The organism is Shinella sp. M31 (assembly GCF_049199205.1).
Taxonomy (GTDB): Bacteria; Pseudomonadota; Alphaproteobacteria; order Rhizobiales; family Rhizobiaceae; genus Shinella.
The window spans coordinates 1-25,805 of the sequence record NZ_JBLZPH010000072.1 but is presented as its reverse complement, the minus strand read 5'-3'; the positions used below and the strand labels follow the sequence as shown (position 1 = coordinate 25,805).

24 protein-coding genes, 3 pseudogenes and 1 riboswitch are annotated in these 25,805 nt (G+C 64.5%); of the genes and pseudogenes, 21 read left to right on the top strand and 6 right to left on the bottom strand.

What is annotated here, in order from left to right:
* Positions 1-10: 10 nt before the first annotated feature.
* Positions 11-334 (top strand): hypothetical protein, encoded by a 324-nt coding sequence (locus ACOZKU_RS11150; RefSeq protein WP_314088676.1) that lies wholly within the window; start codon positions 11-13, stop codon positions 332-334.
* A gap of 53 nt (positions 335-387) precedes the next feature.
* Here ACOZKU_RS11150 and ACOZKU_RS11145 read toward each other — a convergent pair whose 3' ends face one another.
* On the bottom strand, positions 388-693 hold the full coding sequence (locus tag ACOZKU_RS11145; protein ID WP_314088674.1) for a hypothetical protein: 306 nt from the start codon (positions 691-693) through the stop codon (positions 388-390).
* 174 nt (positions 694-867) lie between these two features.
* On the opposite strand from ACOZKU_RS11145, the gene ACOZKU_RS11140 reads away from it, so the two are divergent.
* The 5 genes and pseudogenes from ACOZKU_RS11140 (at position 868) to ACOZKU_RS11120 (ending at position 8,213) form a co-directional block, all read left to right on the top strand.
* Positions 868-1,629 carry an ImuA family protein gene (locus ACOZKU_RS11140; RefSeq protein WP_421578919.1) on the top strand — a complete coding sequence of 254 codons (762 nt, stop codon included), beginning with the start codon at positions 868-870 and terminating at the stop codon, positions 1,627-1,629.
* A complete protein-coding gene (locus ACOZKU_RS11135) occupies positions 1,544-3,067 on the top strand; it encodes a Y-family DNA polymerase (RefSeq protein ID WP_421578918.1) in 1,524 nt (507 codons plus the stop codon). The genes ACOZKU_RS11140 and ACOZKU_RS11135 overlap by 86 nt, the downstream gene beginning before the upstream one ends.
* Positions 3,064-6,237, top strand: coding sequence for an error-prone DNA polymerase (locus ACOZKU_RS11130; protein WP_421578971.1), 3,174 nt, complete (start codon positions 3,064-3,066; stop codon positions 6,235-6,237). Before ACOZKU_RS11135 ends, ACOZKU_RS11130 begins: the two co-directional genes overlap by 4 nt.
* Positions 6,238-6,362: 125 nt before the next feature.
* Positions 6,363-7,781: pseudogene (locus tag ACOZKU_RS11125) on the top strand (NAD(P)-dependent oxidoreductase); the annotation flags it as partial.
* A 60-nt stretch (positions 7,782-7,841) separates the two neighbouring features.
* Positions 7,842-8,213 (top strand): hypothetical protein, encoded by a 372-nt coding sequence (locus ACOZKU_RS11120; RefSeq protein ID WP_421578917.1) that lies wholly within the window; start codon positions 7,842-7,844, stop codon positions 8,211-8,213.
* A gap of 18 nt (positions 8,214-8,231) precedes the next feature.
* Here ACOZKU_RS11120 and ACOZKU_RS11115 read toward each other — a convergent pair whose 3' ends face one another.
* Genes ACOZKU_RS11115 through ACOZKU_RS11100 form a run of 4 tightly spaced genes read right to left on the bottom strand, consistent with a single transcriptional unit; the run spans position 8,232 to position 12,178 of the window.
* Positions 8,232-9,347 carry a P1 family peptidase gene (locus tag ACOZKU_RS11115; protein WP_421578916.1) on the bottom strand — a complete coding sequence of 372 codons (1,116 nt, stop codon included), beginning with the start codon at positions 9,345-9,347 and terminating at the stop codon, positions 8,232-8,234.
* A 2-nt stretch (positions 9,348-9,349) separates the two neighbouring features.
* Positions 9,350-10,180 carry an ABC transporter permease gene (locus tag ACOZKU_RS11110; protein WP_421578915.1) on the bottom strand — a complete coding sequence of 277 codons (831 nt, stop codon included), beginning with the start codon at positions 10,178-10,180 and terminating at the stop codon, positions 9,350-9,352.
* Between the two features lie 11 nt (positions 10,181-10,191).
* On the bottom strand, positions 10,192-11,094 hold the full coding sequence (locus ACOZKU_RS11105; protein ID WP_421578914.1) for an ABC transporter permease: 903 nt from the start codon (positions 11,092-11,094) through the stop codon (positions 10,192-10,194).
* Position 11,095: 1 nt separating this feature from the next.
* Complete coding sequence (locus ACOZKU_RS11100; RefSeq protein WP_421578913.1) at positions 11,096-12,178, bottom strand: ABC transporter ATP-binding protein; 1,083 nt, start codon at positions 12,176-12,178, stop codon at positions 11,096-11,098.
* A gap of 229 nt (positions 12,179-12,407) precedes the next feature.
* Here ACOZKU_RS11100 and ACOZKU_RS11095 point away from each other — a divergent pair, with 229 nt between their 5' ends.
* The 6 genes and pseudogenes from ACOZKU_RS11095 to ACOZKU_RS11070 all read left to right on the top strand — a co-directional run bounded on the left by ACOZKU_RS11095 (position 12,408) and on the right by ACOZKU_RS11070 (position 18,417).
* Complete coding sequence (locus ACOZKU_RS11095) at positions 12,408-13,400, top strand: polyamine ABC transporter substrate-binding protein (RefSeq protein ID WP_421578970.1); 993 nt, start codon at positions 12,408-12,410, stop codon at positions 13,398-13,400.
* 67 nt (positions 13,401-13,467) lie between these two features.
* Positions 13,468-14,322, top strand: coding sequence for a MurR/RpiR family transcriptional regulator (locus tag ACOZKU_RS11090; protein ID WP_314088652.1), 855 nt, complete (start codon positions 13,468-13,470; stop codon positions 14,320-14,322).
* A 35-nt stretch (positions 14,323-14,357) separates the two neighbouring features.
* A riboswitch (cobalamin riboswitch) is annotated at positions 14,358-14,590 on the top strand.
* 179 nt (positions 14,591-14,769) lie between these two features.
* Positions 14,770-15,807 (top strand): ABC transporter substrate-binding protein, encoded by a 1,038-nt coding sequence (locus ACOZKU_RS11085; protein ID WP_421578912.1) that lies wholly within the window; start codon positions 14,770-14,772, stop codon positions 15,805-15,807.
* Between the two features lie 14 nt (positions 15,808-15,821).
* A complete protein-coding gene (locus ACOZKU_RS11080) occupies positions 15,822-16,832 on the top strand; it encodes a FecCD family ABC transporter permease (RefSeq protein WP_421578969.1) in 1,011 nt (336 codons plus the stop codon).
* The gene (locus ACOZKU_RS11075; RefSeq protein WP_421578911.1) at positions 16,829-17,635 is read left to right on the top strand and encodes an ABC transporter ATP-binding protein; all 807 of its coding nucleotides are present in this window, start codon (positions 16,829-16,831) and stop codon (positions 17,633-17,635) included. Before ACOZKU_RS11080 ends, ACOZKU_RS11075 begins: the two co-directional genes overlap by 4 nt.
* Positions 17,635-18,417 (top strand): annotated as a pseudogene (locus ACOZKU_RS11070) (class I SAM-dependent methyltransferase). Before ACOZKU_RS11075 ends, ACOZKU_RS11070 begins: the two are co-directional and overlap by 1 nt.
* On the opposite strand, the gene phnF reads toward ACOZKU_RS11070, so the two are convergent.
* Positions 18,414-19,142, bottom strand: a complete 729-nt coding sequence (gene phnF / locus ACOZKU_RS11065; protein ID WP_421578910.1) for a phosphonate metabolism transcriptional regulator PhnF — start codon at positions 19,140-19,142, stop codon at positions 18,414-18,416. The pseudogene ACOZKU_RS11070 and the gene phnF overlap by 4 nt on opposite strands.
* 110 nt (positions 19,143-19,252) lie before the next feature.
* Here phnF and phnG point away from each other — a divergent pair, with 110 nt between their 5' ends.
* From phnG to ACOZKU_RS11020, 9 genes and pseudogenes are all read left to right on the top strand, one after another.
* Positions 19,253-19,732 carry a phosphonate C-P lyase system protein PhnG gene (phnG, locus tag ACOZKU_RS11060; RefSeq protein ID WP_421578909.1) on the top strand — a complete coding sequence of 160 codons (480 nt, stop codon included), beginning with the start codon at positions 19,253-19,255 and terminating at the stop codon, positions 19,730-19,732.
* Positions 19,732-20,340, top strand: coding sequence for a phosphonate C-P lyase system protein PhnH (gene phnH, locus ACOZKU_RS11055; RefSeq protein WP_421578908.1), 609 nt, complete (start codon positions 19,732-19,734; stop codon positions 20,338-20,340). Before phnG ends, phnH begins: the two co-directional genes overlap by 1 nt.
* Before the next feature lie 2 nt (positions 20,341-20,342).
* The gene (locus ACOZKU_RS11050; protein WP_314088628.1) at positions 20,343-21,449 is read left to right on the top strand and encodes a carbon-phosphorus lyase complex subunit PhnI; all 1,107 of its coding nucleotides are present in this window, start codon (positions 20,343-20,345) and stop codon (positions 21,447-21,449) included.
* Positions 21,446-22,330, top strand: coding sequence for an alpha-D-ribose 1-methylphosphonate 5-phosphate C-P-lyase PhnJ (locus tag ACOZKU_RS11045; RefSeq protein WP_421578907.1), 885 nt, complete (start codon positions 21,446-21,448; stop codon positions 22,328-22,330). Before ACOZKU_RS11050 ends, ACOZKU_RS11045 begins: the two co-directional genes overlap by 4 nt.
* Positions 22,327-23,103 (top strand): phosphonate C-P lyase system protein PhnK, encoded by a 777-nt coding sequence (gene phnK / locus ACOZKU_RS11040; protein ID WP_314088621.1) that lies wholly within the window; start codon positions 22,327-22,329, stop codon positions 23,101-23,103. Before ACOZKU_RS11045 ends, phnK begins: the two co-directional genes overlap by 4 nt.
* 2 nt (positions 23,104-23,105) lie before the next feature.
* The gene (gene phnL / locus ACOZKU_RS11035) at positions 23,106-23,813 is read left to right on the top strand and encodes a phosphonate C-P lyase system protein PhnL (RefSeq protein ID WP_421578906.1); all 708 of its coding nucleotides are present in this window, start codon (positions 23,106-23,108) and stop codon (positions 23,811-23,813) included.
* The gene (locus tag ACOZKU_RS11030; protein ID WP_421578905.1) at positions 23,810-24,424 is read left to right on the top strand and encodes a DapH/DapD/GlmU-related protein; all 615 of its coding nucleotides are present in this window, start codon (positions 23,810-23,812) and stop codon (positions 24,422-24,424) included. Before phnL ends, ACOZKU_RS11030 begins: the two co-directional genes overlap by 4 nt.
* 153 nt (positions 24,425-24,577) lie before the next feature.
* Positions 24,578-25,426 (top strand): phosphonate ABC transporter ATP-binding protein, encoded by an 849-nt coding sequence (phnC, locus tag ACOZKU_RS11025; RefSeq protein ID WP_314088612.1) that lies wholly within the window; start codon positions 24,578-24,580, stop codon positions 25,424-25,426.
* A gap of 79 nt (positions 25,427-25,505) precedes the next feature.
* Positions 25,506-25,805, top strand: a pseudogene (locus tag ACOZKU_RS11020) (phosphonate ABC transporter substrate-binding protein); the annotation flags it as partial.

The window sequence follows — 25,805 nt, the reverse complement described above, 5'->3', positions numbered from 1 at the left end:
GGAGACCGCAATGGCAAGCACTGACGTTCAATCCCAGATTTCCGCCCTTCGCGCCGAGATCGCCACGCTCCAGAAGGATCTCAGCGATCGCGGCAGCGAGGCCTATGAAACGATCCGTGATCGCGCCGGCAATGCCGTGGATGCGGCCCGCCCGGCCGTGCGCTCGGCAACGAAATATGTGCGCTCCGAGGGTGCTGCCGTCGCGCAGGCCGCCCGCGAGCATCCGGCCGGTCTTTCGACCGTCGTTCTGGCCGCCGGTCTTGCCGGTGTCGTGCTGGGCTATCTGCTCGGCTCGCTCGAAAACGAGCCGCCGCGTCGCCAGCGCTGGTTCTGAACACGGAAAAGCCCGGCAATGCCGGGCTTTTTTATGCTGTTCGATAGGTAAAATCAGCGGTGGCGCAGGCCGAAGAGGTAACCGATGAAGGCGGCGCCCGCGAGTGTTGCCAGCGGATTGGCCTGGATGGTCTGGCGCAAATCTTCGCGCAGCGATTCCGCCTTGGCGACGGCGAGCTGGCCGGTGCCTTCGGCAATCAGGCCTGCGGATTCCTTCATCCGGCTGATCTCCGATTTCAAGGCTTCGATCTGCTCGTTGATCGAGGCTTCCGCCTCGGCGGCGCGAACTTCTTCCGAAATGTTGTCTCGCCCCTCGACGACGCCAAGCGTGCGCTTTCCGGTGCTCTTTTCGTCAGCCATGGACATGTCTCCTGGATTGAATGGAATGGCAAAGGGTAGAACTTCCGCCGCGCCACTTGGTTCCCGTCTCTGATTCAAACTGTGATCGTTGCGGGCCGGCAGGAGTGATTGACTCTCTTTTCGTTTAAGAACAAAAAGAGAACGAACGTCTTTCGTCAAGGAGCTGCCCCGCCAATGTCCGCCCTCGCCGCCAGTGCCGTTGTCGCCGATCTGCGCGACCGCATCCGGCAGTTCGACGGCCGCGCGGCGCGCGACCGAGCGGTACTGCCTTTCGGTGTGCCCGAAATCGATGAGCGCCTGCCGGGCGGCGGGCTGGCGCTGGCCAGCCTGCATGAGGTCTGCGGCGGCGGCAATGACGCCGTCGAGGGTGCGGCCGCCATGCTCTTTGCCGCCGGTGTCGCGGCGCGCACGAAAGGGCAGGTGCTCTGGTGCCTGACCCGTCCGGACCTATTTGCGCCCGCACTGGCGCAGGCGGGACTGGCGCCCGGCCGGGTCATCTATGTCGAGGCGGGCGACGAAAAGAGCTTGCTCCTCTGTTTCGAGGAGGGGCTGCGTCATGGCGGGCTCGGCGCCGTCGTGGCCGAAGTCGCGCGCCTGTCGATGACCGCCTCGCGCCGCCTGCAACTGGCGGCGGAGGCCGGCGGCACGCTCGGCCTCGCGCTTCGCCGTTTCCGGGACCGTAAGGAGGCGGCAGTCTTCGATCAGCCGACGGCCGCCGTGACGCGCTGGCGGGTGTCCGTCCGGCCGTCGCTCCCCCTTCCCGTGCCGGGCATCGGCCGGGCGCGATGGCTGCTGGAACTGACGCGTTGCCGGGCGGGTGCCGCGGCGGAGTTTGATGTGGAGGCTACCGATGGCGAGGGTCGTATCGCTTTTTCTTCCCGGCTGGCCGATCGATCGCCTGCGGCGCTCCCTCGGAGCCGCGGCGCCACCGGCTGACCAGCGGCTCGTTCTCGTCGGCCGCGACGGCGCGCGCCGTGTTCTCACGGCGGTGAGCCGGGTGGCCGAGCAGGCGGGCCTACGCGTCGGCATGCCGCTTGCCAAGGCCCATGCGCTGGTGCCCGACATTCTTACCCTGCCGGCCGATCCCGCCGCCGATGCCGCAGCCCTCAATCGTCTCTCCCTCTGGGCCTTGCAGCACTATGCCCCCATCGTCGCGCCCGATCCGCCGGATGGGCTCGTCATCGACACGACCGGTGCGGACCATCTGCATGGCGGCGAGGAGCGCATGTTGGCCGGCCTCGTCAACCGGCTCGGCGCCTCCGGCATTTTCGCCCGCGCGGCGGTGGCCGATACGTGGGGTGCGGCGCATGCCGCCGCCCGGTTCCTGGCCGCACCCGTCTGCGTTATCCCGCCGGGCGAGACCGGCAGGATCGTGGCGCCCTTGCCGATCCCCGGCCTCAGGATCCCGCCGGAAACCGTGACCGGCCTTCATGTGCTGGGCTTTGCGACGATCGGCGAGGTGCTCGCCGTGCCGCGCGCGCCCCTCGTGCTGCGCTTCGGCGCAGGCCTCGGCCGACGGCTCGACCAGGTGCAGGGCACGGTTTCCGAGCCCGTCGATCCCTTGCGCGATCCTGAAGTCGTCAGCGCGCGCAAGGTCTTCGGTGAGCCGATCGGCGCGGCCGAGACCATCGCGCGCTACACGTCAGGCCTCGTCGGCGATCTCTGCCGGGCGCTGGAAAAACGCGGCCTCGGTGCCCGCCGGCTGGATCTGATCTTCCACCGCCTCGACAATACGCTGCAGGCCATCCGCGTCGGCACGGCACGCGCCGTGCGCGATGAAAAACGCCTCGTCCGGCTGCTGTGCGATCGTATCGAGACGATTGATCCGGGCTTCGGCATCGAGATCATGGACCTCACGGCGACGCTTGCGGAACCGCTTGTCCTGCATCAAGCCGTCTCCTCGCTGATCGAGGAGGAACAGGCTGACATCGCCGGTCTCGTCGATGTCATTGCCAACCGGATCGGCGCCCGCCGGCTCTATCGTCTTGCGCCGGTCGAAAGCGACGTGCCGGAACGCTCCATCCACCGTATCGCGCCGCTTGCGCCCGATGACGGCGCGACCTGGCCCGGCCGCTGGCCGCGCCCGGCGCGGCTTCTGGCCCGCCCCGAGCCGATCGATGTCATGGCGCTGATGCCCGATCACCCGCCCGCCTTCTTCACCTGGCGCGGCGTGCGCCGGCGCGTGCAGCGCGCCGATGGCCCCGAGCGCATCTTTGGCGAATGGTGGAAACGCGATGCCGAGCTTTCCGCCGTGCGCGATTATTTCCAGGTGGAGGATGCCGAGGGCGAGCGCTTCTGGCTGTTCCGATCGGGCGAGGAGCAGCACATCATCAACGGCGCGGGCCGCTGGTTCCTGCACGGGATTTTCGCATGACGCCGCGCTACGCCGAACTTCAGGTCACCTCGCATTTCTCGTTCCTGCGCGGGGCGAGCAGTTGCGCGGAACTGTTTGCCCAGGCAAGCGCACTCGGCATCGAAGCCATGGCCGTCGTCGACCGCAACAGCCTGGCAGGTGTCGTGCAGGCCTATCGCGCGGCGAAGGAAAACGGCATTCGCCTCGTCGTCGGCTGCCGGCTGGATCTTGTCGACGGCATGTCGCTCATCGTCTATCCGACGGACCGCGAAGCTTATGGCCGGCTCTGCCGCCTGCTCACCATCGGCAAGAAAAAAGCCGGCAAAGGGAAATGCCATCTCGACTGGCAGGATGTCATCGAATGGAACGAAGGCCTGCTTGCTGTGCTGGTGCCCGACGAGGCCGACGACACCGCCGCCTTTCACCTGCGCCGCCTCTCGGAAACATTCGCGGGCCGTTGCTACCTCGCCCTGACGCTCCGCCGCCGGCCGAACGACCAGCTGCGCTTGTTCGACCTCTCCAACCTCGCTGCGCAATACCGCGTGCCCACGGTCGTCACCAACGACGTGCTCTACCACGAACCGGCCCGCCGCATGCTGCAGGACATCGTCACCTGCATCCGCCACAACGTCGTCATCGACAATGCCGGCTTCCTGCGCGAACGCCATGCCGACCGCTACCTCAAGCCACCGGCCGAGATGCACCGTCTTTTCGCGCGTTATCCCGAAGCGCTCCAGCGCACGATCGATATCGTGGGACGCTGCACATTCTCGCTGGATGAATTGCAGTACCAATATCCCGAAGAAAAGGAATATGCGCATCTCACGCCGCAGGAGGCGTTGGAGAAATATACGTGGGAGGGGGCAAAAAAGCGGTATCCCGATGGGGTGCCCGATTCCGTCATAAAGAAGTTGAATGATGAATTGCAGCTTATCGAAAAGAAGCAATATGCGCCTTACTTCCTGACGGTGAACTCTATTGTCCGTTATGCACGCTCGGTCGATATTCTTTGCCAAGGCAGGGGGTCGGCGGCCAATAGTGCGGTATGTTATGTTCTTGGCATCACCGCCATAGACGCCAGGAATAACGGCCTGCTTTTTGAGCGGTTCGTATCGGAACAGCGCGGAGAGCCGCCCGATATCGACGTTGATTTCGAACATGAGCGCCGGGAGGAGGTCATTCAATGGGTCTATGAAACCTATGGGCATGACCGTGCTGCGCTTTGTGCCACGGTCATCCGTTATCGCTCACGCGGCGCCATGCGCGATGTCGGCCGGGCGCTCGGTATGCCGGAAGATGTACTGAAGGGATTGTCGTCACAGGTCTGGGGCTGGTCGAACGACATTCCAAAGGCTGAAATCAAAGACATCGGGTTCAATGTCGATGACCGGCGCTTACGGCTGCTGGTGGAGCTTTCCCGGCAATTGACCGGCGTGCCGCGGCATCTTTCCCAGCATCCGGGTGGTTTCGTTTTGACGCGCGACCGCCTGGACGACCTCGTGCCGATAGAGCCGGCAGCGATGGACAACCGGCAGGTCATCGAATGGGACAAGGATGACGTCGAGTTCCTGGAATTCATGAAGGTGGATGTTCTGGCGCTTGGCATGCTTTCCTGCATGCGGCGGGCGTTCGAATATTTGAAAGATCTAAAGGGGATCAGCAAGGAGCTCTGGAATATCGAACTGGATGACAAGCCGACCTACGAGATGATTTCCAGAGCCGATACACTCGGCACCTTTCAGATCGAAAGTCGGGCGCAGATGTCCATGCTGCCGCGCCTCAAGCCTAAGGAGTTTTACGACATCGTCATCCAGGTGGCGATCGTTCGGCCTGGACCGATTCAGGGCGATATGGTGCATCCCTATCTGCGCCGCAGGCAGGGTGTGGAGGTGCCAGACTATCCAGATGACGAAAAACTCAAGGCCGTTTTGCAGAAGACTTTGGGAATTCCTTTGTTCCAAGAGCAGGCTATGCAGGTCGCTATCGTCGGCGCGGGCTTTACGGCAGGAAGGGCGGACCAGCTGCGCCGTGCTATGGCAACCTTCAAGCAGACCGGGGGCGTTGACAAATTTCGGGATGAACTGATCGCCGGCATGACGAAGAATGGCTATCCGTTGGAATTCGCCGAACGCATGTGCAAACAGCTCGAAGGCTTCGGCTCTTATGGCTTCCCGGAAAGCCATGCCTACAGTTTTGCCATTATCGCCTACGCCTCGGCCTGGATGAAACGCCATCATCCGGAAATCTTCTGCGCGGCTTTGCTCAACTCTCAGCCGATGGGTTTTTATGCTCCGGCGCAGATCGTGCGTGATGCGCAGGAGCACGGCGTTGAAGTGCGGCCTGTCTGCATCAACGAGAGCCGATGGGACTGCACTTTGGAGCCCATGGATGAGAAGGGACGCTTTGCCGTGCGCCTTGGTCTATGTATGGTCAAGGGGTTGAACAGCAAGGCCTTGGACCGCTTCTTTGCCGAACGGTCCGCGAGCCTTTTTGTCTCGGTGGATGATCTCTGGCGGCGTTCCGAGCTGCCGGCTGCGACGCTCGTTGAATTAGCCGAGGCCGATGCGTTTCGACCCTCGCTCGGCTTGGCCCGGCGCGAGGCGCTCTGGGCGATCCGCGCGTTGCGCGACGAGCCGTTGCCGCTTTTCACGGCGGCTGCAAGGCGGGAAAAGGCGGTGATCGCGGAACTGGACGAGCCCGCCGTTGCGCTGCGCCCCATGACGGCCGGCAACGAGGTGGTGGAGGATTACGGCCATGTCGGCCTGACGCTGCGGGCCCATCCGGTCAGCTTTTTGCGGGAAAGCCTTCAACGGCGGCGCATCCTCCCCTGCGCGCAAGCGATCGGGCTGCGTGACCGGCAGAAGGTGGAAACGGCGGGTATCGTGCTCGTGCGCCAGCGGCCGGGCTCGGCCAAGGGCGTCATCTTCGTGACGATCGAGGACGAGACGGGGATCGCCAACCTTGTCGTCTGGCGCAAGGTCTTTCTCGCCTATCGCCCCATCGTGATGGGCGCGCCGATGATCGGCGTGAAAGGCTACATTCAGCGGGAGGGGGAGGTGGTGCATCTCGTCGTGCAGCATCTCACCGATCTGTCCGCCGATTTCGCCACGATCGGCCGGCGCGGCGCCACCGCTGGGAATGATGCGGGCCAAGTGGAGGCGATCCGCGTCAAATCCCGCGATTTCCATTGATTTATCGGCGGTGGCGGCGCTTCGATCGTTTTCAAGGCCTGCGTCTTGCCTTGCCCCATCCGCAAAACTCGCCTACGAAAATGGCAGCGAGGGAGGGCGCCATGCAGGACGATCACACGGTTTCGGACGGACGGCTGGACGACCCGCAGCGTGCCTATAAAATCCTGATCGCCGATCTCGTCGGCCTGCGCTTCGACGCGGACGGCAAGCCCGATCCGGGCGAGGTGCGCGCCCATATCGAGGCGAAGGGCGGCACCTTTCATGAAGGTGCCTATCAGCGCGAGACGCTGCCGCCGGGCCTGCATTTCTTCTACCAGCCGGATCTGAGCGCCGAGGCCGAAATCATCGCCCAGACGGCGGACGGTCGCTACGACGCGCTGATCGCGGCGGCGACCTTCATTCCCAAACAGGCGATCTTTCCACTCGGCGGCGTGCGCATCGGTGCCGGCACCGGCAATATGGGCTCGGCCTCCTGGGGCGGCGGCAATGGCGACGGTGGTGCTGCCCCCTTGATGAACACGCCCGGCATCAACAGCCGCGCCACGGCGCAGATGGTGATGAAGGCGATCCTGAAGGTAGCGCCGGACCTGCCGGTCGCAGAACTGCATGCGCGCGTGGCGACAGGTGGTTTCGATACCGGCCGCGACCTCAAATCCTACCCGACCGCCAAGCTCGAGGGCCGTCGCATGGCGGTGCTCGGCTACGGCAATATCGGCCGCGAGGTGGCCCGGCTCGCCCAGGCCTTCGGTATGCTTGTGACGATCTATGCCCGGCCGAGGCACCGGCAATGGATCGAGGCGGAGGGCTTCGATTATGCGGCTTCACCGGTGGAGGCGGCCGAGGGGGCGGACGTGCTCTCCGTGCATGTCGGCCTCGGGCGGCTGGACGAGGCGACGCGGATCCATGCCAATGCCGGCATGGTCGGCGAGGCGGTGATGGCGGCGATGAACCGCGGCGCCGTCATCGTGAACTACGACCGCGGCGAAGTGGTGGATACGGCCACCCTCGACCGGGCGCTGGCCTCGGGGCAGGTGCGCCATGCGGCCATCGATGCCGATCTCTTCCGGAACGCGACGAGCGGCGCGCTGAGCGGCCCGATGCTGCCCTATCTGAAACTGGCCGAGCGCCATCCGGAAAAGCTTGAACTGCTGCCCCATGCCGCCGCCGATACGGATCATCCCTCGCGGGTGGCCGGCGCCTGCCAGGCGGTGGACCAGATCATCGATGTCATCCGTTTCCGGAGGGTGACGAACCTCAAGGGCGATCTTCCCGAAAGCTATGCCGATGCAGGGTCGAAGGTGCCGCACGGCATCGGACGCGTGACGACGGCAACGCTGGCGGCGGCGGCGGTCGATCCGCGGTTTGCCGAGCTCAACGGCATTTCCCGCGAGATCGCCGATACGTTCGAGGCGATCGCCGAGGCGGTGGACGAGGGCATGACGCACCAGCCGGCTCATGGCGACGTCGCGGCGCTGACCCATCTCTTGCTGCGCCAGCGCCGGCTGCTTGAAGCGCTGGGGTTGGACGGGCCGGCGGAGGACTGAGGAACTTTTTATCTCATCTACAAGTTTCGTCCCTGAGTTCCATTTCAGGGAGTGTCATTCATGACCCATCAGCAAGACGAACGCGGCGATCCGATCACCCGCACACACGATCCCATCCGCAAGGATTATTCGGCCCGCGAGACCCGGCAGGGCGGCCCCGGCCGGCCGGTGCTGAAAGTGCTCGGCATCAGTCTTGCGCTGGCGCTGATCGCGTGGGGTGCGGTGGAAATCTTCGGCGAACGCATCGATCCGTCCGCGCCTGTCGATGCGACGCAGACCTCCTCCACCACCAGCGGCGAGCCGACCCAGGACACGATCGACAACAGCGTGCCCGGCGGCGGTCAGACCGTGCCGACGGACCGCTCTCCGACGCAGCAGTCCGGCACCGGCGGCGACAGCCAGAAGGTCACGCCTGACGGCACTGCGAACTGATCTGAAGGGCCGGCGCGTTTAGCGCCGGCCATATTGCTGCATGACAGCCATCAGCGCGTCGTGGTCTATGGCCTCGACGCGTAGGCGGTCGTGCTGCGTGCCACCAGCGCTTTCCGCCGCCAGCATGGCGTTGACCACCGCTTCCTCCACGCTGTCGACCGCCGCGGCATAGACGGGGTCGAGATATTCATCATTGACCATCTCCATGGCGAGCCGCGGCGGGGCGCGGTGCGCCATAGGCTGCGGATTGGCCGTGGAAAAGGCGAGGAAGATATCGCCGGAATTGTTGCCGCCGGGCGTGCCGTTGCGGCCGATGCCGATCGCGGCGCGGCGGGCGAGGCGCTTCAGCTGATGCGGCATCATCGGCAGATCGGTCGCGATAACGACGATGATTGAGCCGCGCTCCTTAAGCTGGCTTTGCGGGGTATTGTCCAGCAAGTGTTTGCCGACAGGCACGCCGCAGACCGTCAGCCAGTCGCGCTGGCCGTGATTGGCCTGCACCAGTGTGCCGATCGTATAGTCCCTGTCGCCGTACGGGACGACGCGCGACGAGGTGCCAGTGCCGCCCTTGAAGCCGTAGGTGATCATGCCGGTACCGCCGCCGCAATTGCCTTCGGAAACGGGGCCGAGCGAGAGATTGTCGAGGGCCGCGCGGGCGTCCGCTTCCGTCACCGGCATGCCGTTGATGTCGCTCAGCGCCCCGTCATAGGTCTCGGCGATGACGGGCATCAGCCAGAGGAAATCGCCGATATCGTAGGTCGAGGGGTAGCGCTCCAGCATCCAGCGGATGGTCGCGTGATGGGTGATGCCGACACCGTGGGTGTTGGTGATCATGACCGGGCCGAGGAAGGCGCCGCCATCCTCGATCCAGTGCGTGCCGGTCATTTCGCCATTGCCGTTGAAGCGATGCACGCCGGCATAAACGGGCACGGGCGTTTCGCTTTCGCTATGCGGCAGGATGGCGGTGACGCCGGTACGCACCGGGAGCTTTCGGCCGGGGCGCGGGGTTTCTTCGCGGATGGTCTGGAAGCCGACGGCGATGCCCTCGACATCGGTGATGGCATTGAGCGGGCCGGTGCGGCCGGTGAAGGGCAGGCCGAGCGCGCGGGCGCGGGGTTTTGTCGTCTGGGTCATAATCATTTCTGCCGGGAGCGAAGGTAGAGGCCGAGCGAGGCGATGAGGAAGGAGAACGTCAGCATCATCACGGCGATGGCGTTGATCTCCGGCTTGATGCCGCGCCGGAGCATGGCGAAGATGAACATCGGCAGCGTCGTCACATCGACGCCGGCGATGAAATAGGTGATGACGAGGTCGTCCATCGAGATGATGAAGGCGAGCAGCGCGCCGCCGACGATGCCGGGCAGGAGCTGCGGAAATACCACCTTGCGGAAGGTCGTCCATTCGTTGGCACCGAGATCGGCCGAGGCGTGCTCCAGCGTGCGGTCCATGCCGGCGAGCCGGGCGGTGACGACGATGAAGACATAGGAGATCAGGAAGGTGCACTGGCCGATGATGATCGTCTTCAGGCCGAGATTGATACCGGAATTGACGAAGAAGATCAGGAGCGCGATGCCGAGCACGATATCGGGCATCAGCATCGGCATGAACATGACGGTGCGGTAGAAGCGCCGTCCGAAGAAATCGAACCGGTAGAGTGCGATGGCCATGGCCGTGCCGAGCACGGTGGCGATCGCCGTGGTGGAGGTGGCGATGATCAGACTGTTCCAGAGCGCCTCGACGAGCTGGCTGGTGGATTCCAGGTAGAGCGCGTTTTCCGAAATCTTCGTCTTGAAGCCGAGGACCTGGGCGTACCATTCGGTGGTGAAGCCGGTCCAGGTCATCATGTTGACCGGGTTCGCGTTAAACGAATAGACGGCGATCAGCGCGAGCGGAATGTAAATGAAGGCGAAGAACAGCACGGTATAGGCAATCAGGCTGCCGCGGGCCAGCGTGGCGAAAATCTTCATGGCCGCTCTCCTCAATGTCCGGTCGCGGGGTCGAAGCCGCGACGGCCGGAAACGACGACGTGGATGAAGAGCAGCACCAGCATGACGGTCATGACCATCATGGCGAGCGCCGCGCCGAAGGGCCAGTTGCGCGCGGCGAGGAACTGCTGCTCGATGAGATTGCCGAGCATCATGACCTTCGCGCCGCCGAGAATGGCCGGCACGACGAAATTGCCGAGCGCGGGGATGAAGACGATGACCGCGCCGCCGGCGATGCCCGGCGCCGTCAGCGGCAGGATGATGCGCAGGAAAGTGCGGATCGGCCCGGCGCCGAGATCGAGCGAGGCGCGCACCAGCGTCCAGTCGAGTTTTTCGACGCTGGCATAGACCGGCATGAACATGAAGGGGATGAAGACATAGACCATGCCAAGGATGATCGCTCCGTCCGTGTAGATCAGGTCGAGCGGGCGGCTGACGACGCCGGTGCCGATCAGCACCTCATTGGCGAGGCCGGTCGGGCGGAGAATCAGCACCCAGACGAACAGCCGCACGATCAGGCTGGTGAAGAAGGGCAGCGTGATCAGGAACAGACAGAAATTCTTCCAGCGGTCGGAGAGCCGGCTGATGCGGAAGGCGGCCGGATAGCAGACGAGCAGCGCTGCCACGACCGTCATTGCCGCGATCTTCAGCGAGCGCAGGAAAATCGCGATGTAGATCGGATCGAAATCCTCGAACATCGGGTCGGCGAAGCCGAGGATGCGACCGTAATTGTGCGGATACCAAGTCCACTCCACCCCGCCGTAAAGGCCGGGGGCGAGGAAACTCGTCACGATCATGATGGCGAGCGGGCCGAGGAAGAAGACCGCCAGGAATAGCGAGACCGGCCCAAGCAGGACGGTCAGCTGGGCGCGGCGGCGAAAGGCAATCGACGTCATGTCAGGCCGCCTCCGCCGGAAGGAGGTGCACGGCGGCGGGATCATAGGCGAGGCGCGCGCGGCGCGATTGCTCGATTTCGCCGACGAGGCTGCGCCGCATGGCGGGGATTTCCGCGATGACGCGCCGGCCGGTCGCTGTCCGGCCGAACAGTTCGAAGGTGGAACCGACGAACACGATCTGTTCGAGATCGACGTCGAGGCCCGGCGCGCTGTCGCCGGTCTGGGCGATGAAAAACTGTTCGGGGCGGATGAGGGCAGTCGCCGCGCCCGTCGCGCCCGGCCGTCCATGGGAAATGGAAAGACCGTCCTTGGTGACGAGTTGTCCGCTGCCGGCCTCGCCCTCGAAGAGGTTGCTGGCGCCGACGAAGGTGGCGACGAAACTGTTCTTCGGCTGGTCGTAGAGGACGCGCGGTGTGTCGAGCTGCTGGATGCGGCCGCCCGAGAGCACGGCGACACGGTCCGACATGGTCAGGGCTTCCTGCTGGTCATGCGTCACGAAGATGAAGGAGATGCCGAGTTCGTGCTGCAGCGTCTTCAACTCGATCTGCATGGATTGACGCAGGTTCTTGTCGAGCGCCGACAGCGGTTCGTCGAGCAGGAGCAGCTTCGGCCGGGCGATGATGGCGCGGGCGAGCGCCACGCGCTGCTGCTGGCCGCCGGAAAGTTGGCGGGGCTTGCGGCCCTCCATGCCCTCGAGCCCGACCATGCGCAGCGCGTCACCGACGCGCTTCGTGCGCTCCGCTTTCGCGACGCCGGCGACCTCAAGCGCGTAGCCGGTATTTTCACCCACCGTCATATGCGGGAAGAGCGCATAGTTCTGGAACACCGTGTTGACCGGGCGGCGGTAGGGTGGCCGGTCGGTCATGTCCTCGCCATCGATCAGGATGCGCCCGCCATCGAGCTGGACGAAGCCGCTGATCGCCTGGAGCAGGGTGGTCTTGCCGCAGCCTGAAGGCCCGAGCAGCGTCAGGAATTCGTTTCGGCTGACATCGAGGTCGATTGCGTCGAGCGCCGTCACGGTCTGTCCCTCGGGCGTGGCAAAGGCCTTCGCCGCCTTTTCCAGGCGGACTATGGAATCTCGCATCGTCGTTCCCCATTAATGTTATAAAAATAACGCTTGTGCGATTTCGATATCTGGATACCATTTGTTCATCCAAGTCAACGGCCGAAAAGAAGCCGGGACGGGAAGACGGCGCAAAGGAAAGCGCCGGGGCCACGACGGGCCGAACCATCAGAGGAGACTATCGATGCCGAAATCGCATGATGCCGGTCTGTCCGGCTTTCGCCGCGCCGCTTTCTCGCTCGCCGTGCTCATGGCCACGACGGGCATGGCCAGCGCCGCCGAGCTCAACGTTTACAACTGGGGCGAATATATCAATCCGGAGGTTTTGAAGAAGTTCGAAGAGGAGACCAAGATCAAGGTCAACCTCTCGACCTATTCCTCCAACGAGGAAATGCTGGCCAAGATCCAGGGCGGCGCTACGGGTTACGACATCGTCTTCCCGTCCGTGCACATGCAGGACATCATGGCCAAGCTCGATCTTCTGGAAAAGACCGACATCAACCAGTATGAAGGCTTCAAGAACATCGATCCGACGTTCCTGCGCGCCAAGAGCGACCCGAACGGCGAATATTGCCTGCCCTATGCCTGGGGCTCGGTCGGTATCATGTACAACCGCAAGGTGCTCGGCAAGGATATCACGGGCTGGAAGGACCTGATCGCGACGGTGAAGGCCAAGGGCCTGAAATTCACTTTGCTCGACGACATGCGTGAGGTTCTGGCGGTCGGCCTTATCCTGAACGGCCACAAGATCAATTCGACGGATCCGGCGGAGCTGCAGCAGGCGGCAGACACGATCATCGCCATGAAGCCCGACGTGGCGGCCTTCACCTATGACGAACGCCCGATGGTGCAGGCGGGCGACGTCGCCGCCGGTCATGCCTTCGTCGGCGCGATGGTGGATATCTTCGCCAATGAGAAGGACCTGGGCTACGTGATCCCCGAAGAGGGGGCGACCATGTACCAGGAGGACATCTGCGTACTGAAGACCGCGCCGAACAAGGACAACGCGATTAAGTTCCTGCAGTTCTACACGCGCCCGGAAATCGTCGCCCTTAACGTCTCGCAGCAGACCAACGGCACCGCCAATGTGCCGGCGCGGGAATTGACCACGGAAAAGATCAGGAATAGCAAGGAAATCAACCCGCCAGCCGAGACGATGGCGCGTCTCCAGATATTCGAGGATCTGGGCCCGGCTTTGCGTCAGGTGGACCGTGTCTGGACGCGGGTCAAGACGGCCCAATGAGCCCGGCGTGAGTGCGGTTGATACCCGCCCGTCTTTGGACGGGCGGGATTTCGAGGAGAGGGGCGACGTGTCGAAACGCATTCTGAAGCTCGTTCAGTCCGACGACCTCAGGCGGTCCAAATCCGACAAGCTGATCGCCCACTATATCGAGCGCAACCTTTCCGAACTGCCGTTCGAGACGGCGCGCTCCATCGCCCAGCGTCTCGAACTTTCCCCCATGACCATCGGCCGCTATCTGCGCCGTATGGGCTTCGACGGGCTCGACGAGTTGAAGAGCGAGCTGCGCCGCGGCAGTTCCAACCCCGCCTGGCAAGTGAAAGGGCAGGTCGGACGCCTGGAGCAGGACCGCAAGGACGGCAAGCTGCTCGCCGGCCTCATCCAGCAGCAGATCGACAATCTCGGCCAGATCTATGCCCTCACCACCGCGCCGGAATGGCAGCAGACGATCGACGCGCTGATCGGCGCGACGGAGGTCTATGTCGCCGCCTATCAGAACGTGCGCGGCATCGCGCAATATTTCGCAAGCCAGCTTTCCTATACGCGCCCGCGCGTGCAGTTCGTCGATGGCGTGAACGGCACCTATGCCGAAGTGCTCGACGGCTCCGTCGAGGGGCGGCTGCTTTTCCTGCACGACGTGCGCCGCTTTGCCGCCAAGGCCCGGCCGCTCGCGCTGGAGGCCCGGCGTGCCGGCGTAAAGGTCGTGCTGCTGACCGATGAATTCTGCCCCTGGGGTCCTGAAGTCTCCGATATCTGTCTCATCGTGCCCGGCTCGCACGGGCCGCTGTGGGATGGTGCCGCGACCATGACGGCGGTGATGGATCTGATGCTCAGCAACGTCATCGTCGAAATGGGCGACGAGGTGAGCGAGCGCGTCGACCGGCTGACGCACCTTCAGGACGTCTTCGGGGATTTCGAAAGCTGATTGTCACCGTCATCTTGACGCCACCGAACGGTGCGGATTAAGGATGGGACGACGGTTCCCCGAAGGATGACTCCCAGGGGATTAATAGGGAACACGGTGCGGACGACCCAACAGGGACCCATTCCGTGGCTGCCCCCGCAACTGTAGGCGGATTGCCGCCTGTCCTCGTGACGCGTTTGGCGTCATGCCACTGCGCATTTCGCGCGGGAAGGCAGACAGGCAGCAGATATCCGTGAGCCAGGAGACCTGCCGTCAGAGCCGAGAGTGCTGCTTGTCGCGCACTCGAGAATCCAAGTCACGGGCGGGGAAGCCCGGAACAGGAGACGCCATGACGAGCCCGACTGCCGCCCGCGGCAGACCTCCCTTCGTTTTCTCCCGACCGCATTCGGTGCGCCCTTCGTGGTCCATTGGCTGAGCCCGCACGCCTTCACTCTCCGGGAGAAATCCATGACCCTATTTGCCGCGGCCCTGCGTGCCGCATCCCTCGTTTCCGCCCTTGCCGGCGCAGTGACCCTCATCGCTTCCGGCACGGCCCAGGCCGCCGCGACGCAGTATCCGCTTACGCTGCAAAACTGCGGCCGACCGGTCACCTTCCAGAAGGCGCCGACGAAGACCGTCTCGATCGGCCAGAGTTCGACCGAAATCCTCTACATGCTCGGCCTCGCCGACAAGGTGGTGGGCACCGCACTTTGGGTCGGCCCGGTCCTCAAGGGCTATGAGGACGTCAATGTGAAGATCGATCGTCTCGCCGACAACGAGCCGAGCTTCGAAAGCGTGCTCGCCAAGAAGCCGGATATCGTCACGGTGCAGTTCCAGTGGCAGGTCGGCCCGGAAGGTGTCGTCGCCAAGCCCGAGCAGTTCGAGGAACTCGGCATTCCCGTCTATACCTCGCCGGCCGATTGCGTCGGCAAGGAGAACAGCGCGGCCAGCGACGGCGTGCGCCACCAGGTCTTCACCATGGAGCTGGTTTATCAGGAGATCCGCGAGATGGCGCAGATCTACGATATCCAGGACAAGGGCGAAGAGGTCGTTGCCGCGCTGAAGGCGCGTGAGGAGGCTGCCCGCGCCAAGGTCGCCGCCGCCAAGGACAAGCTCTCCGCCGTCTTCTGGTTCTCCAGCGCTGCCGATGCCGATCCCTATGTCGCCGGCAAGAACGGCGCGCCGGGTTACATCATGTCGGCGCTCGGCATCGAAAACATCATCAAGACCGAGGACGAATGGCCGACGGTCGGCTGGGAGACCATCGCCAAGGCCGCACCGACCATGATCGTCGCCGGCTCGATGGAGCGCCGCCGCTATCCGCTCGACAGCCTCGAGGCGAAGCTCGACTTCCTGAAGACCGATCCGGTCGCGGGCCTCATGCCGGCGGTGAAGAGCAACCATGTCTTCGACATGGACGCCCAGGCGATGAACCCGACGATCCGAACCATCGAGGGCATCGAGCGTCTGGCCGATGCAATCGAAAAGGCTGGTCTCGCCAAGTGATCTCCGATCGCCCCATCGTGCTTCGGACGGGCGCCGTTTTCACGGCGCTCCTCCTCCTGCTGTTGGCGCTCGGCGTCGGGGCCGCCGTCGGCGAGACGGCGATCCCGCTCGACGTGGTGGCGAAGACGGTGGCAAACCGGCTCTGGCATGCCGGCTACCCGCTGGAGCCGATCGACGAAGGCATCATCTGGAACTACCGGCTGAGCCGGGCGATGGTCGCGGCTTGCTGCGGTTCGGCGCTGGCACTCTGCGGCGTCATCCTGCAATCGCTGCTGCGCAATGCGCTGGCCGATCCCTACATCCTCGGCATTTCCGCCGGCGCCTCGACCGGTGCCGTCAGCGTGGCGATCCTCGGCATCGGCGCCGGTGCCCTGACGCTGCCGGCCGGCGCCTTCCTCGGCGCGCTCGTCGCCTTCGGCCTTGTCAGCGCGCTCGCCTTGCGCGCCGGGCGCGGCACGAGCGCGATCATTCTCGCCGGCATTGCCGGCTCGCAGCTCTTCAATGCGCTCACGTCCTTCATCGTCACCAAGGCGGCGAGTGCGGAGCAGGCGCGCGGCATCATGTTCTGGCTGCTCGGCAATCTCTCCGGCGTGCGCTGGCCGGATGTGTGGCTCGCGCTGCCGGCGGCGATCCTCGGCCTTCTCGTCTGCCTGTGGCATGCCCGTGCGCTCGATGCTTTCACCTTCGGCACAGAATCGGCCGCCTCGCTCGGCATTCCCGTGCGCCGGGTCTATGTCGTGCTGATCGCCATTTCCGCGCTGATGACGGCGACCATGGTCTCCATCGTCGGCTCGATCGGCTTTGTCGGCCTCGTCATTCCCCATGCCGCGCGCATGGTCGTCGGCGTGCGGCACGGCCTGCTTCTGCCGGCCTCGGCGCTGATCGGCGCCATCTTCATGATCGCGGCGGACGTGCTGTCGCGTGTCATCATTCCCGGCCAGGTCCTGCCCATCGGCGTCATCACAGCGCTGTTCGGCGCGCCGGCCTTCGCGCTCATCCTCAGCCAGAGGAGATCGGCCCTGTGACGTTGTCCGCCAAAAACCTGCACTGGTCGGCCGGTGGCGCGACCATCCTGTCGGATGTCTCGCTCGACGTGCGCCCCGGCGAATTCCTCGGCATCATCGGCCCGAACGGCTCGGGCAAGACGAGCCTGATGTCGCTGATGTCAGGCATTCGCAAGCCGCAGGCCGGTGCCGTCCTGCTCGACGGCAGGCCGCTTTCGGATCATGGCCGCCAGGCCGTTGCCCGGCGCATCGCCTTTGTCGAGCAGCAGGCGGAAACCACCGAGCGCATCACCGCGCGCCAGGCCGTCGAACTCGGCCGCACACCCTATCTCGGCGCGCTCACCCCCTGGTCGCGGACCGATGACGCCATCGTCGACCGGGCGCTGGAGGAGGTCGACATGGCGCATTTCGCCGGCCGGCTCTGGCACACGCTGTCAGGCGGTGAGCGCCAGCGGCTGCATATCGCCCGGGCGCTCGCCCAGCAATCGCCGATCCTGCTGCTCGACGAACCGACCAACCATCTCGATATCGGCCACCAGATCAGCCTGCTCCAGCTGGTGCGCGAGCAGGAGCTGACCGTCGTCGCCGCCCTGCACGATCTCAACCACGCCGCCATGTTCTGCGACCGCATCGCCGTCATGCAGGGCGGGCGCATCGTGGCACTGGGCACGCCGGCCAAGGTGCTGGAGCCGCAGCGCCTGCTGGAGGTTTTTGGCGTCACCGTGGATGTGGAGCGCGACAGCGCCGGTGGCTGCTTCATCCGCTATCGCCGCCCGGAGCCGCGGCCGCCGCGGCTGAAACTCGTGGCGAACGAGGGCATGTAATGCACGGCACGCTCTCCAACGATCACCTCAAGGAAGACATCCGCGACTACTGGTCCCGCCGCTCGCAAACCTTCGATCTCGCCTTCGGTCACCGCATTCCCGAAGGGCCGGAATTCGACGCCTGGGCGGCGGCGATCCGCGAGCATCTGGGACCGGAGCCGCGCCGTGTGCTGGAGCTTGCCTGCGGTACGGGGGAGGTGACACGCCTGTTGCTGTCACTCGGCCACGATGTGACGGCGCTCGATTTTTCGGAGGCTATGCTGTCGGTGGCGCGCAGGAAACATGCGGGGGCGAAGGGTCTTCGCTTTCTGCTCGCCGATGCGGAAAACCCCATGGAGCCGGACGAAAGCTATGATGCCATCGTCTGCCGCCACCTCGTATGGACGCTGACGACGCCTGAGCAGGCCTTTGCGGAATGGCACCGCGTGCTGAAACCGGGCGGTACGCTGCTGTTCTTCGATGGCGACTGGGCCGCCCCGACACGGCTTGGACGGCTGGCGAGCCGCGCCATCGCGGTGCTCGATCGGTTTATCGGAACCGACCCGCATTATGACGGTGCGATGGGTGACCGGCATTCCAGTATCATGCAGCGCCTGCCCTTTGGCGACGGGCTGACGGTCGAACGCGTACTGCCTTTGCTGGAGACGGCCGGTTTCCGCGGTGTGACGATCGGCTCCCATGCGCCGATCGCCAGAGCACAGTAGCGGACGGCGGACCTGCGCAACAGGCTGCGCACGCTGCTTTATCGTCGCTTCATTCTCTGCTGCCGCAAGCCGGCCTAGTCTTCGGGCTCCACCGTCAGCTTGACACGGTCGGCAGCGAAGCGGGTGCGGGAAAACTGGATCGGCGTTCCCGCAAGGTCGGTATTGACGGCTGTCGCGACGAGGATGATCGCGCCGGGCGAAAGCTTCAGGTGCCTGATATCGTCGCCCTCGGCGTGGATGGCCGAGATTTCCGTCGAGCGGCGCACATAGTCTGTGACGCCGAGCTCGCGGAAGGCCGCGGTGATGGAGCGGGTCCGCTCGAAAATCCCGCCGATCTCGCCGAAACGGTCCGCCGGGAAATAGTGCGTCGCGCGCGAGATTGGGCGCTTGTCGGCACTGTTGACGGTTTCCATGCGCACACAGAGCGTGCCGATAGGGAGTCCGAGGGCTTCGGCCACGATCGATGGCGCAACCTCGGTTGCCGCCTCCAGCATCCTGCCCTCGATATCGCGTGCCTGATTGCCGAGGCCCTGCGAAAAGCGCGTGCGCTTTGAAATCGGAAAACGCAGCCGGTCGCGCCGCTCGATGCGGGTGCCGATGCCCTGGATGGGGCGAACGATGCCTTCTTCCGCAAGCGCCGCCATGGCGCTGCGCACCGTGTGGCGGTTCACGCCGAAGCGGGCGGCGAGCACCATTTCCGGCGGCATCATGCCGGTTTCGTCGAAATCGCCATTGTTGATCGCAAGGCGCATGCGGTCGGCGATCTGCCGCCAGAGCGCCACGCCCGATTGCCGTTCCACCATTTTTTCGCCCCCGCGATATCGTCCGCTGTCACACCCTTGTCATTCCGGCCGATTAAGACAAGACTTAGATGTTCGGTTGTCTAGATTAATAGACATTTGGAGATGAGGCAATGGCATCAATGGAAAAAAGGACCGGGGCCACCGCGAAGGGCACGGCGGCGGACCGGCAGAGGGCGATGGGCCTGCTTGCCAAGGCAAGCCGGGCCGAGTTGCAGGCGGCATTCGACGTGCTGGCGGACAAGCCGGTCGTGCAGCCGGTGCGCGGGCCGGAAACGGGTCTCGTCATGGTGCGCGGCCGCATCGGCGGCGGCGGTGCGCCGTTCAATCTCGGGGAGGCGACGGTGAGCCGCGCCAGCATCCGCCTTACGGATGGCACGGTCGGCCACAGCCAGGCGCTCGGCACGGATGGTGCCAAGGCCCGGCTTTCGGCGATCTTCGATGCCCTCTTCCAGCAGCCGGCCCACAGGGCCGAGGTGGAGGCGCTGCTTTCGGCAATTGCGGCACGCATTGCTGATGAGGACGCTGAAAAGGCCCGCCAGACGGCGGCCACCCGCGTCGATTTCTTCACCATGGTTCGCGGAGAGGACTGATGTCGTTGGATACACTCGCCTTTGCCGGCGGTTTTCAGGAGCCGGTCTTCCAGGCCCAGGCCGTCTTCCGCACGATGATGGATTGCATGGCCCGTCCGGGCACGATCGGCGATATCGCCGCAACCGTCGCGCCGCCCAAGCCGCTGACGCCGGCCGCCGGTGCCATCGCGCTGACGCTCTGCGATCACGATACCGCCGTCTGGCTGACGCCGGCGCTCGCCGCCTCCGCCTTGCCCGGCTGGCTTGCCTTCAATGCCGGCGCGGTGCTGGCGGAAGAACGCCAGAACGCCCGCTTCGCCTTCATCGAGAAGGGCGCGATGCTGCCGAATTTCTGCCTCTTCGCGCAGGGCACGCAGGAATATCCGGACCGTTCCACGACGCTGGTCGTCGAAATCGAGGCCTTCGAAGGCGGCCGCCCACTCGTCCTGAAGGGGCCGGGCATCCGCACACAGGAGGAAATCGCGCCGGTCGGCCTACCCGACATGTTCCCGCAGTTCTGGGCGGAAAACCGCCAGAAATTCCCGCGCGGCGTCGACCTGATCCTCGTTGCCGGCGACAGGATCGTCTGCCTGCCGCGCACCACCGTTATCAGCGTGAAGGAGGTGTAACCATGTACGTTGCCGTCAAGGGTGGCGAAGCCGCCATCTCCAACGCTCACCGCCTTCTCGCCGACCGCCGACGCGGCGACCGTTCACTGCCGGCCATCGGCATCGAGCAGATCGTCGCCCAGCTCGGCCTTGCCGTCGACCGCGTGATGGCGGAGGCCTCGCTCTACGACCGTTCGCTTGCCGCACTTGCCGTCCGGCAGGCACGGGGCGACATGATCGAGGCAATCTTCATCCTGCGCGCCTACCGCACGACGCTGCCGCGCTTCGGTTATTCCAAGCCGGTCGAGACCGGCGAGATGCTTGTCGAACGCCGCGTCTCGGCGACTTACAAGGACCTGCCGGGCGGCCAGTTGCTCGGCCCGACCTTCGATTACACGCACCGCCTGCTCGATCCGTCGCTTCTGACAGACGACGCGGTTGACGCCCCGCTGGAGCGTGATGAGGCCGGCGAGCCCGTCATGCGCGTCTCCGACATTCTGGCCGGCGAAGGCCTGGTCGAGGATGACGGCGACATGCCTGATGGCCACGTCGCCGGCGACATCACCCGCGAGCCGCTGGAATTTCCTATGGCCCGCGACTTGCGCTTGCAGGCGCTCGCCCGTGGCGACGAAGGCTTTCTGCTCGCGCTCGGCTATTCCACGCAGCGCGGTTATGCCCGCACCCATCCCTTCGTGGGCGAAGTGCGCATCGGCGAGGTCGAGGTGGAGCTGGACATGCCGGAGCTCGGCTTTGCCGTCTCGCTCGGCCGCATCCAGATCACCGAATGCCAGATGATCGCGCAGTTCAAGGGCTCGGCGAAGAACCCGCCCCAGTTCACCCGTGGCTACGGCCTCGTCTTCGGCCAGAGCGAGCGCAAGGCCATGGCCATGTCGCTGGTCGACCGGGCGCTGCGCGCCGATGAGTTCGGCGAGGATATCGTCGCGCCGGCGCAGGACGAGGAATTCGTCATCTCCCATTCCGACAACGTGCAGGCGACCGGCTTCGTCGAGCACCTGAAGCTTCCGCATTACGTGGATTTCCAGGCCGAACTCGACCTCGTGCGCCGCATGCGGCGCGAATACGAGGCCGCGCACAACATCGACACCGATCTTCCGGAGGCCGCAGAATGAGCACGGCAGAACTGGCAACCTACAATTTCGCCTATCTCGACGAGCAGACGAAACGCATGATCCGCCGTGCGATCCTAAAAGCGATCGCCATCCCCGGCTATCAGGTGCCTTTCGCCTCGCGCGAAATGCCCATGCCCTATGGCTGGGGCACCGGCGGCGTGCAGGTGACGGCCGCGATCCTCGGCCCCGAGGATGTGCTGAAGGTCATCGACCAGGGGGCGGATGATACGACCAACGCCGTCTCTATCCGCGCCTTCTTCCAGAAGGTCGCCAATGTGGCGGTGACGACGAAGACGCGCGAGGCGACGATCATCCAGACGCGCCACCGCATTCCCGAGGAAAAGCTGACGGAAGGCCAGACGCTCGTCTACCAGGTGCCGATCCCGGAACCCTTGCGCTTCCTCGAGCCGCGCGAGACCGAGACGCGCAAGATGCATGCGCTGGAAGAGTATGGCCTGATGCATGTCAAGCTCTACGAGGACATCGCCAAGAACGGCCATATCGCGACAACCTATGCCTATCCGGTGAAGGTCGAGGGCCGTTACGTTATGGATCCGTCGCCGACGCCGAAATTCGACAATCCGAAGATGCACATGTCGGAGGCGCTCCAGCTGTTCGGCGCCGGCCGCGAGAAGCGCATCTATGCGGTGCCGCCCTATACGGAAGTCGTCAGCCTCGATTTCGAGGATCACCCCTTTGAAATCCAGAGCTTCGACAAGCCCTGCGCGCTGTGCGGTGCGGAGAACGTCTATCTCGACGAAGTGGTGCTCGACGACAAGGGCGGGCGGATGTTCGTCTGCTCGGATACCGACCATTGCGAAGACCGCTGTGCCCACGGCCATCGTGGTCATCTCGCCTATAACAAGGAGGCTGCCGAATGACCGACATGCCGCTTCTCAAAGTCCGCGATATCTCGAAATTCTACGGCGCGCGCATCGGCTGCCAGAACGTCTCCTTCGATCTCTGGCCGGGTGAAGTGCTGGCGATCGTCGGTGAATCCGGTTCGGGCAAGACGACGCTGCTCAATTGCCTCGCCACCCGCCTGATGCCGACCTCCGGTGCCGTCGAATACCGCATGCGCGATGGCGACATGCGTGAACTCTCCCGCATGAGCGAGGCGGAACGCCGCTTCCTGATGCGCACCGACTGGGGTTTCGTGCACCAGAACCCGGCCGATGGCCTGCGCATGGCGGTCTCTGCCGGCGCCAATGTCGGTGAGCGGCTGATGGCCGTCGGCGACCGGCACTATGGCCAGATCCGCGAGACGGCTGGCGACTGGCTGCGGCGGGTCGAGATCAGCACCGACCGCATTGACGACCAGCCGCGCGCCTTCTCCGGCGGCATGCGCCAGCGCCTGCAGATCGCCCGCAATCTCGTGACCGCGCCGCGCCTGATCTTCATGGACGAGCCGACCGGCGGCCTCGACGTCTCGGTGCAGGCCCGCCTGCTCGACCTCCTGCGCGGCCTCGTTCAGGATCTCGGCCTTTCGGCGATCATCGTCACGCATGACCTGGCCGTCGCGCGCCTCCTGTCGCACCGCATGATGGTGATGAAGGATGGCCTCGTCATCGAGCAGGGCCTGACCGACCGCGTGCTCGACGATCCGCGCGAAGCCTATACCCAGCTCCTCGTTTCCTCGATTTTGCAGGTGTAACCATGCCGACACCCCTCGTTGTTTCCGAAGTCGCGAAGAGCTTCACGATGCATCTTCGCGACGGCATCCGCCTGCCCGTCATGTCCAATGTGTCCTTCTCGGTAAAGGCGGGCGAATGCGTCGTGCTGGGCGGCCCGTCCGGCATCGGCAAGAGTTCGCTGCTCAAGATGGTCTATGGCAACTATGCCGTCGACAGTGGCCAAATTTTGATCGAGCATGGCGGCCGCCTGCTCGATCTGGCGATCGCCGATCCGCGCACCATCCTGTCGGTGCGCCGGGCGACGCTCGGCTATGTCAGCCAATTCCTGCGCACCGTGCCGCGCGTCGCGGCCGTCGATGTCGTGGCCGAACCGCTGACTGCACGCGGTATGGATGCGGCCGAAGCGCGCGAGACGGCGGAAGCGATGCTGGCGCGCCTCAACCTGCCGCGCGAACTCTGGCAATTGCCGCCCGCCACCTTCTCCGGCGGCGAGCAGCAGCGCGTCAACATTGCCCGCGGCTTCATCACCGATCATCGCATCCTGCTGCTCGACGAGCCGACGGCCTCGCTCGATGCGAAGAACCGTGCGGTCGTCGTCGGCATGATCGAGGAGAAGAAGGCGGCCGGTGTTGCGCTTCTTGGCATCTTCCACGACGAGGACGTGCGCGAAAAGGTCGCCGACCGCATCGTCGACGTCTCCGCTTTCTCGCCGCGAAAGTCCGCCGCATGACCAAGCTGTCCGAAACGCCGCTGATCCACCCGACGGCCGTGGTCTCCGACACGGTTCTCGGCCGCTATACGGAAATCGACGAGAACTGCCGTGTGAGCGAGGCCGAGATCGGCGACTATTCCTACATCATGAACGGCGGCTCCGTCTGGTGCGCGACGATCGGCAAGTTTGCCAATATCGCGGCGTCCGTGCGCATCAACGCCACGAACCACCCGATGTGGCGCGCGACGCTGCATCACTTCACCTACCGTGCCAACGATTACTGGCCGGATGCAGAGCCCGAGGCCGAATTTTTCTCCTGGCGGCGCGAGCATCGCGTCACCATCGGTCACGATGTTTGGATCGGCCACGGATCGACCATTCTGCCGGGTGTCACGATCGGGAACGGCGCTGTCATAGGCTCCGGCGCCGTTGTCACAAAAGACGTCGAACCCTACACGATCGTCGGCGGGGTCGCCGCGAAGGTTATCCGCGAACGGTTCCCGCGAAGCATCGCCGAACGCATGGAAAAACTCGCCTGGTGGGACTGGGATCATGCCCGGCTGCGCGGCGCTTTGGACGACTTTCGCAAACTTGACGCAGAAGCCTTTCTTGCCCGTCACGACGGGTGAGGAAGGCCGTCGTGATGCCGGAAAATCAGGCCTGTGGACTGTTATTTTTCCGACATCGAACTGACATCGCCCCTTCATCAACAGCGTTTAGAGCCAGTCCCGAAAACGACAGGACCCGACCTTGGGCCGCAAGTTAAGGAAGAGGGATCCGCCATGTTCCGACTGAAGAATGTCACCCGCCGTTTCGGCACACGCGTCGCGGTCGACAATGTGACTTTCGACATTCCGCAGGGCCAGATGGTCGGCGTCATCGGCCGTTCGGGCGCCGGCAAGTCCACCATGCTGCGCATGATCAACCGTCTCGCCGATCCGAGCGAGGGCACGATCCATTTCAACGATATCGAGGTCTCGTCGCTGCGCGGTTCGGCTCTGCGCAACTGGCAGCGCGACTGCGCGATGATCTTCCAGCAATTCAACCTGGTGCCGCGCCTCGACGTGCTCACCAATGTGCTGCTCGGCCGGCTGAACCACCGCTCGACGGTCATGAGCATCCTCAATCTCTTCACCCGTGAAGAGCGCATCATGGCGATCGCTGCTCTGGAACGGCTCGGCATCGAGCAGACGGCGCTTCAGCCGGCCGGCACGCTTTCGGGCGGCCAGCAGCAGCGCGTGGCGATTGCCCGTGCGCTGATGCAGAACCCGAAGATGCTGCTCGCCGACGAGCCGATCGCCTCGCTCGATCCGCTCAACGCCAAGATCGTGATGGACGCGCTGCGCGACATCAACGAGCGCGACGGCATCACCGTCGTCACCAACCTGCACACGCTCGATACGGCGCGCGCCTATTGCGAGCGCATCATCGGCATGTCCGGCGGTCGCGTCGTTTTCGACGGTCCGGCGCGGGAGCTCGATGCCGAAGCCGTGCGCACGATCTACGGCACCGGCGCCGATGGCGCCGAGATCGATGAAAGCCTCACGTCCACGGCGATCCGCAACCCGGCACGCCAGGACAACATCAAGGAATCCGCCAGCCCGACACCGCTGGCACTGGCCGGGCTTTAATCCGGTCGGGATCGAACGGTCCGCGTGAAGGGCCATACACTTCAAGGCACGGCAAAGCCGGCCAAACAGGAGAGAGATCATGCTGAAGAAGATTCTTCGGGGCGCCGTCGCGCTCATCGCCCTTGCCGGTCACGTCCAGGCTGAAGACCTCAAGGAATTCCGCGTCGGCATCATCGGCGGCGAAAACGAAGCCGACCGCCTGCGCAACTACCAGTGCCTCGGCGATCACCTGAAGGCCGAACTCGGCTTCGAGAAAGTCTCGTTCTTCCCGGCCGCCGACTATGACGGCGTCATCCAGGGCCTGCTCGGCGGCACACTCGACTATGCCGAACTCGGCGCTTCGGGCTTCGCCAAGATCTACCTCGCCAAGGCCGACGCC

Coding starts and splice junctions, on each gene's coding strand:
- phnK (WP_314088621.1), top strand. CDS start 22,327: ATGACCGACATGCCGCTTCTCAAAGTCCGCGATATCTCGAAATTCTAC.
- ACOZKU_RS11115 (WP_421578916.1), bottom strand. CDS start 9,347: ATGACCCAGACGACAAAACCCCGCGCCCGCGCGCTCGGCCTGCCCTTC.
- phnG (WP_421578909.1), top strand. CDS start 19,253: ATGGCATCAATGGAAAAAAGGACCGGGGCCACCGCGAAGGGCACGGCG.
- phnF (WP_421578910.1), bottom strand. CDS start 19,142: ATGGTGGAACGGCAATCGGGCGTGGCGCTCTGGCGGCAGATCGCCGAC.
- ACOZKU_RS11100 (WP_421578913.1), bottom strand. CDS start 12,178: ATGCGAGATTCCATAGTCCGCCTGGAAAAGGCGGCGAAGGCCTTTGCC.
- phnC (WP_314088612.1), top strand. CDS start 24,578: ATGTTCCGACTGAAGAATGTCACCCGCCGTTTCGGCACACGCGTCGCG.
- ACOZKU_RS11030 (WP_421578905.1), top strand. CDS start 23,810: ATGACCAAGCTGTCCGAAACGCCGCTGATCCACCCGACGGCCGTGGTC.
- ACOZKU_RS11135 (WP_421578918.1), top strand. CDS start 1,544: ATGGCGAGGGTCGTATCGCTTTTTCTTCCCGGCTGGCCGATCGATCGC.
- ACOZKU_RS11150 (WP_314088676.1), top strand. CDS start 11: ATGGCAAGCACTGACGTTCAATCCCAGATTTCCGCCCTTCGCGCCGAG.
- ACOZKU_RS11105 (WP_421578914.1), bottom strand. CDS start 11,094: ATGACGTCGATTGCCTTTCGCCGCCGCGCCCAGCTGACCGTCCTGCTT.
- ACOZKU_RS11045 (WP_421578907.1), top strand. CDS start 21,446: ATGAGCACGGCAGAACTGGCAACCTACAATTTCGCCTATCTCGACGAG.
- ACOZKU_RS11110 (WP_421578915.1), bottom strand. CDS start 10,180: ATGAAGATTTTCGCCACGCTGGCCCGCGGCAGCCTGATTGCCTATACC.
- ACOZKU_RS11095 (WP_421578970.1), top strand. CDS start 12,408: ATGGCCACGACGGGCATGGCCAGCGCCGCCGAGCTCAACGTTTACAAC.
- phnH (WP_421578908.1), top strand. CDS start 19,732: ATGTCGTTGGATACACTCGCCTTTGCCGGCGGTTTTCAGGAGCCGGTC.
- phnL (WP_421578906.1), top strand. CDS start 23,106: ATGCCGACACCCCTCGTTGTTTCCGAAGTCGCGAAGAGCTTCACGATG.
- ACOZKU_RS11085 (WP_421578912.1), top strand. CDS start 14,770: ATGACCCTATTTGCCGCGGCCCTGCGTGCCGCATCCCTCGTTTCCGCC.
- ACOZKU_RS11130 (WP_421578971.1), top strand. CDS start 3,064: ATGACGCCGCGCTACGCCGAACTTCAGGTCACCTCGCATTTCTCGTTC.
- ACOZKU_RS11050 (WP_314088628.1), top strand. CDS start 20,343: ATGTACGTTGCCGTCAAGGGTGGCGAAGCCGCCATCTCCAACGCTCAC.
- ACOZKU_RS11120 (WP_421578917.1), top strand. CDS start 7,842: ATGACCCATCAGCAAGACGAACGCGGCGATCCGATCACCCGCACACAC.
- ACOZKU_RS11140 (WP_421578919.1), top strand. CDS start 868: ATGTCCGCCCTCGCCGCCAGTGCCGTTGTCGCCGATCTGCGCGACCGC.
- ACOZKU_RS11145 (WP_314088674.1), bottom strand. CDS start 693: ATGGCTGACGAAAAGAGCACCGGAAAGCGCACGCTTGGCGTCGTCGAG.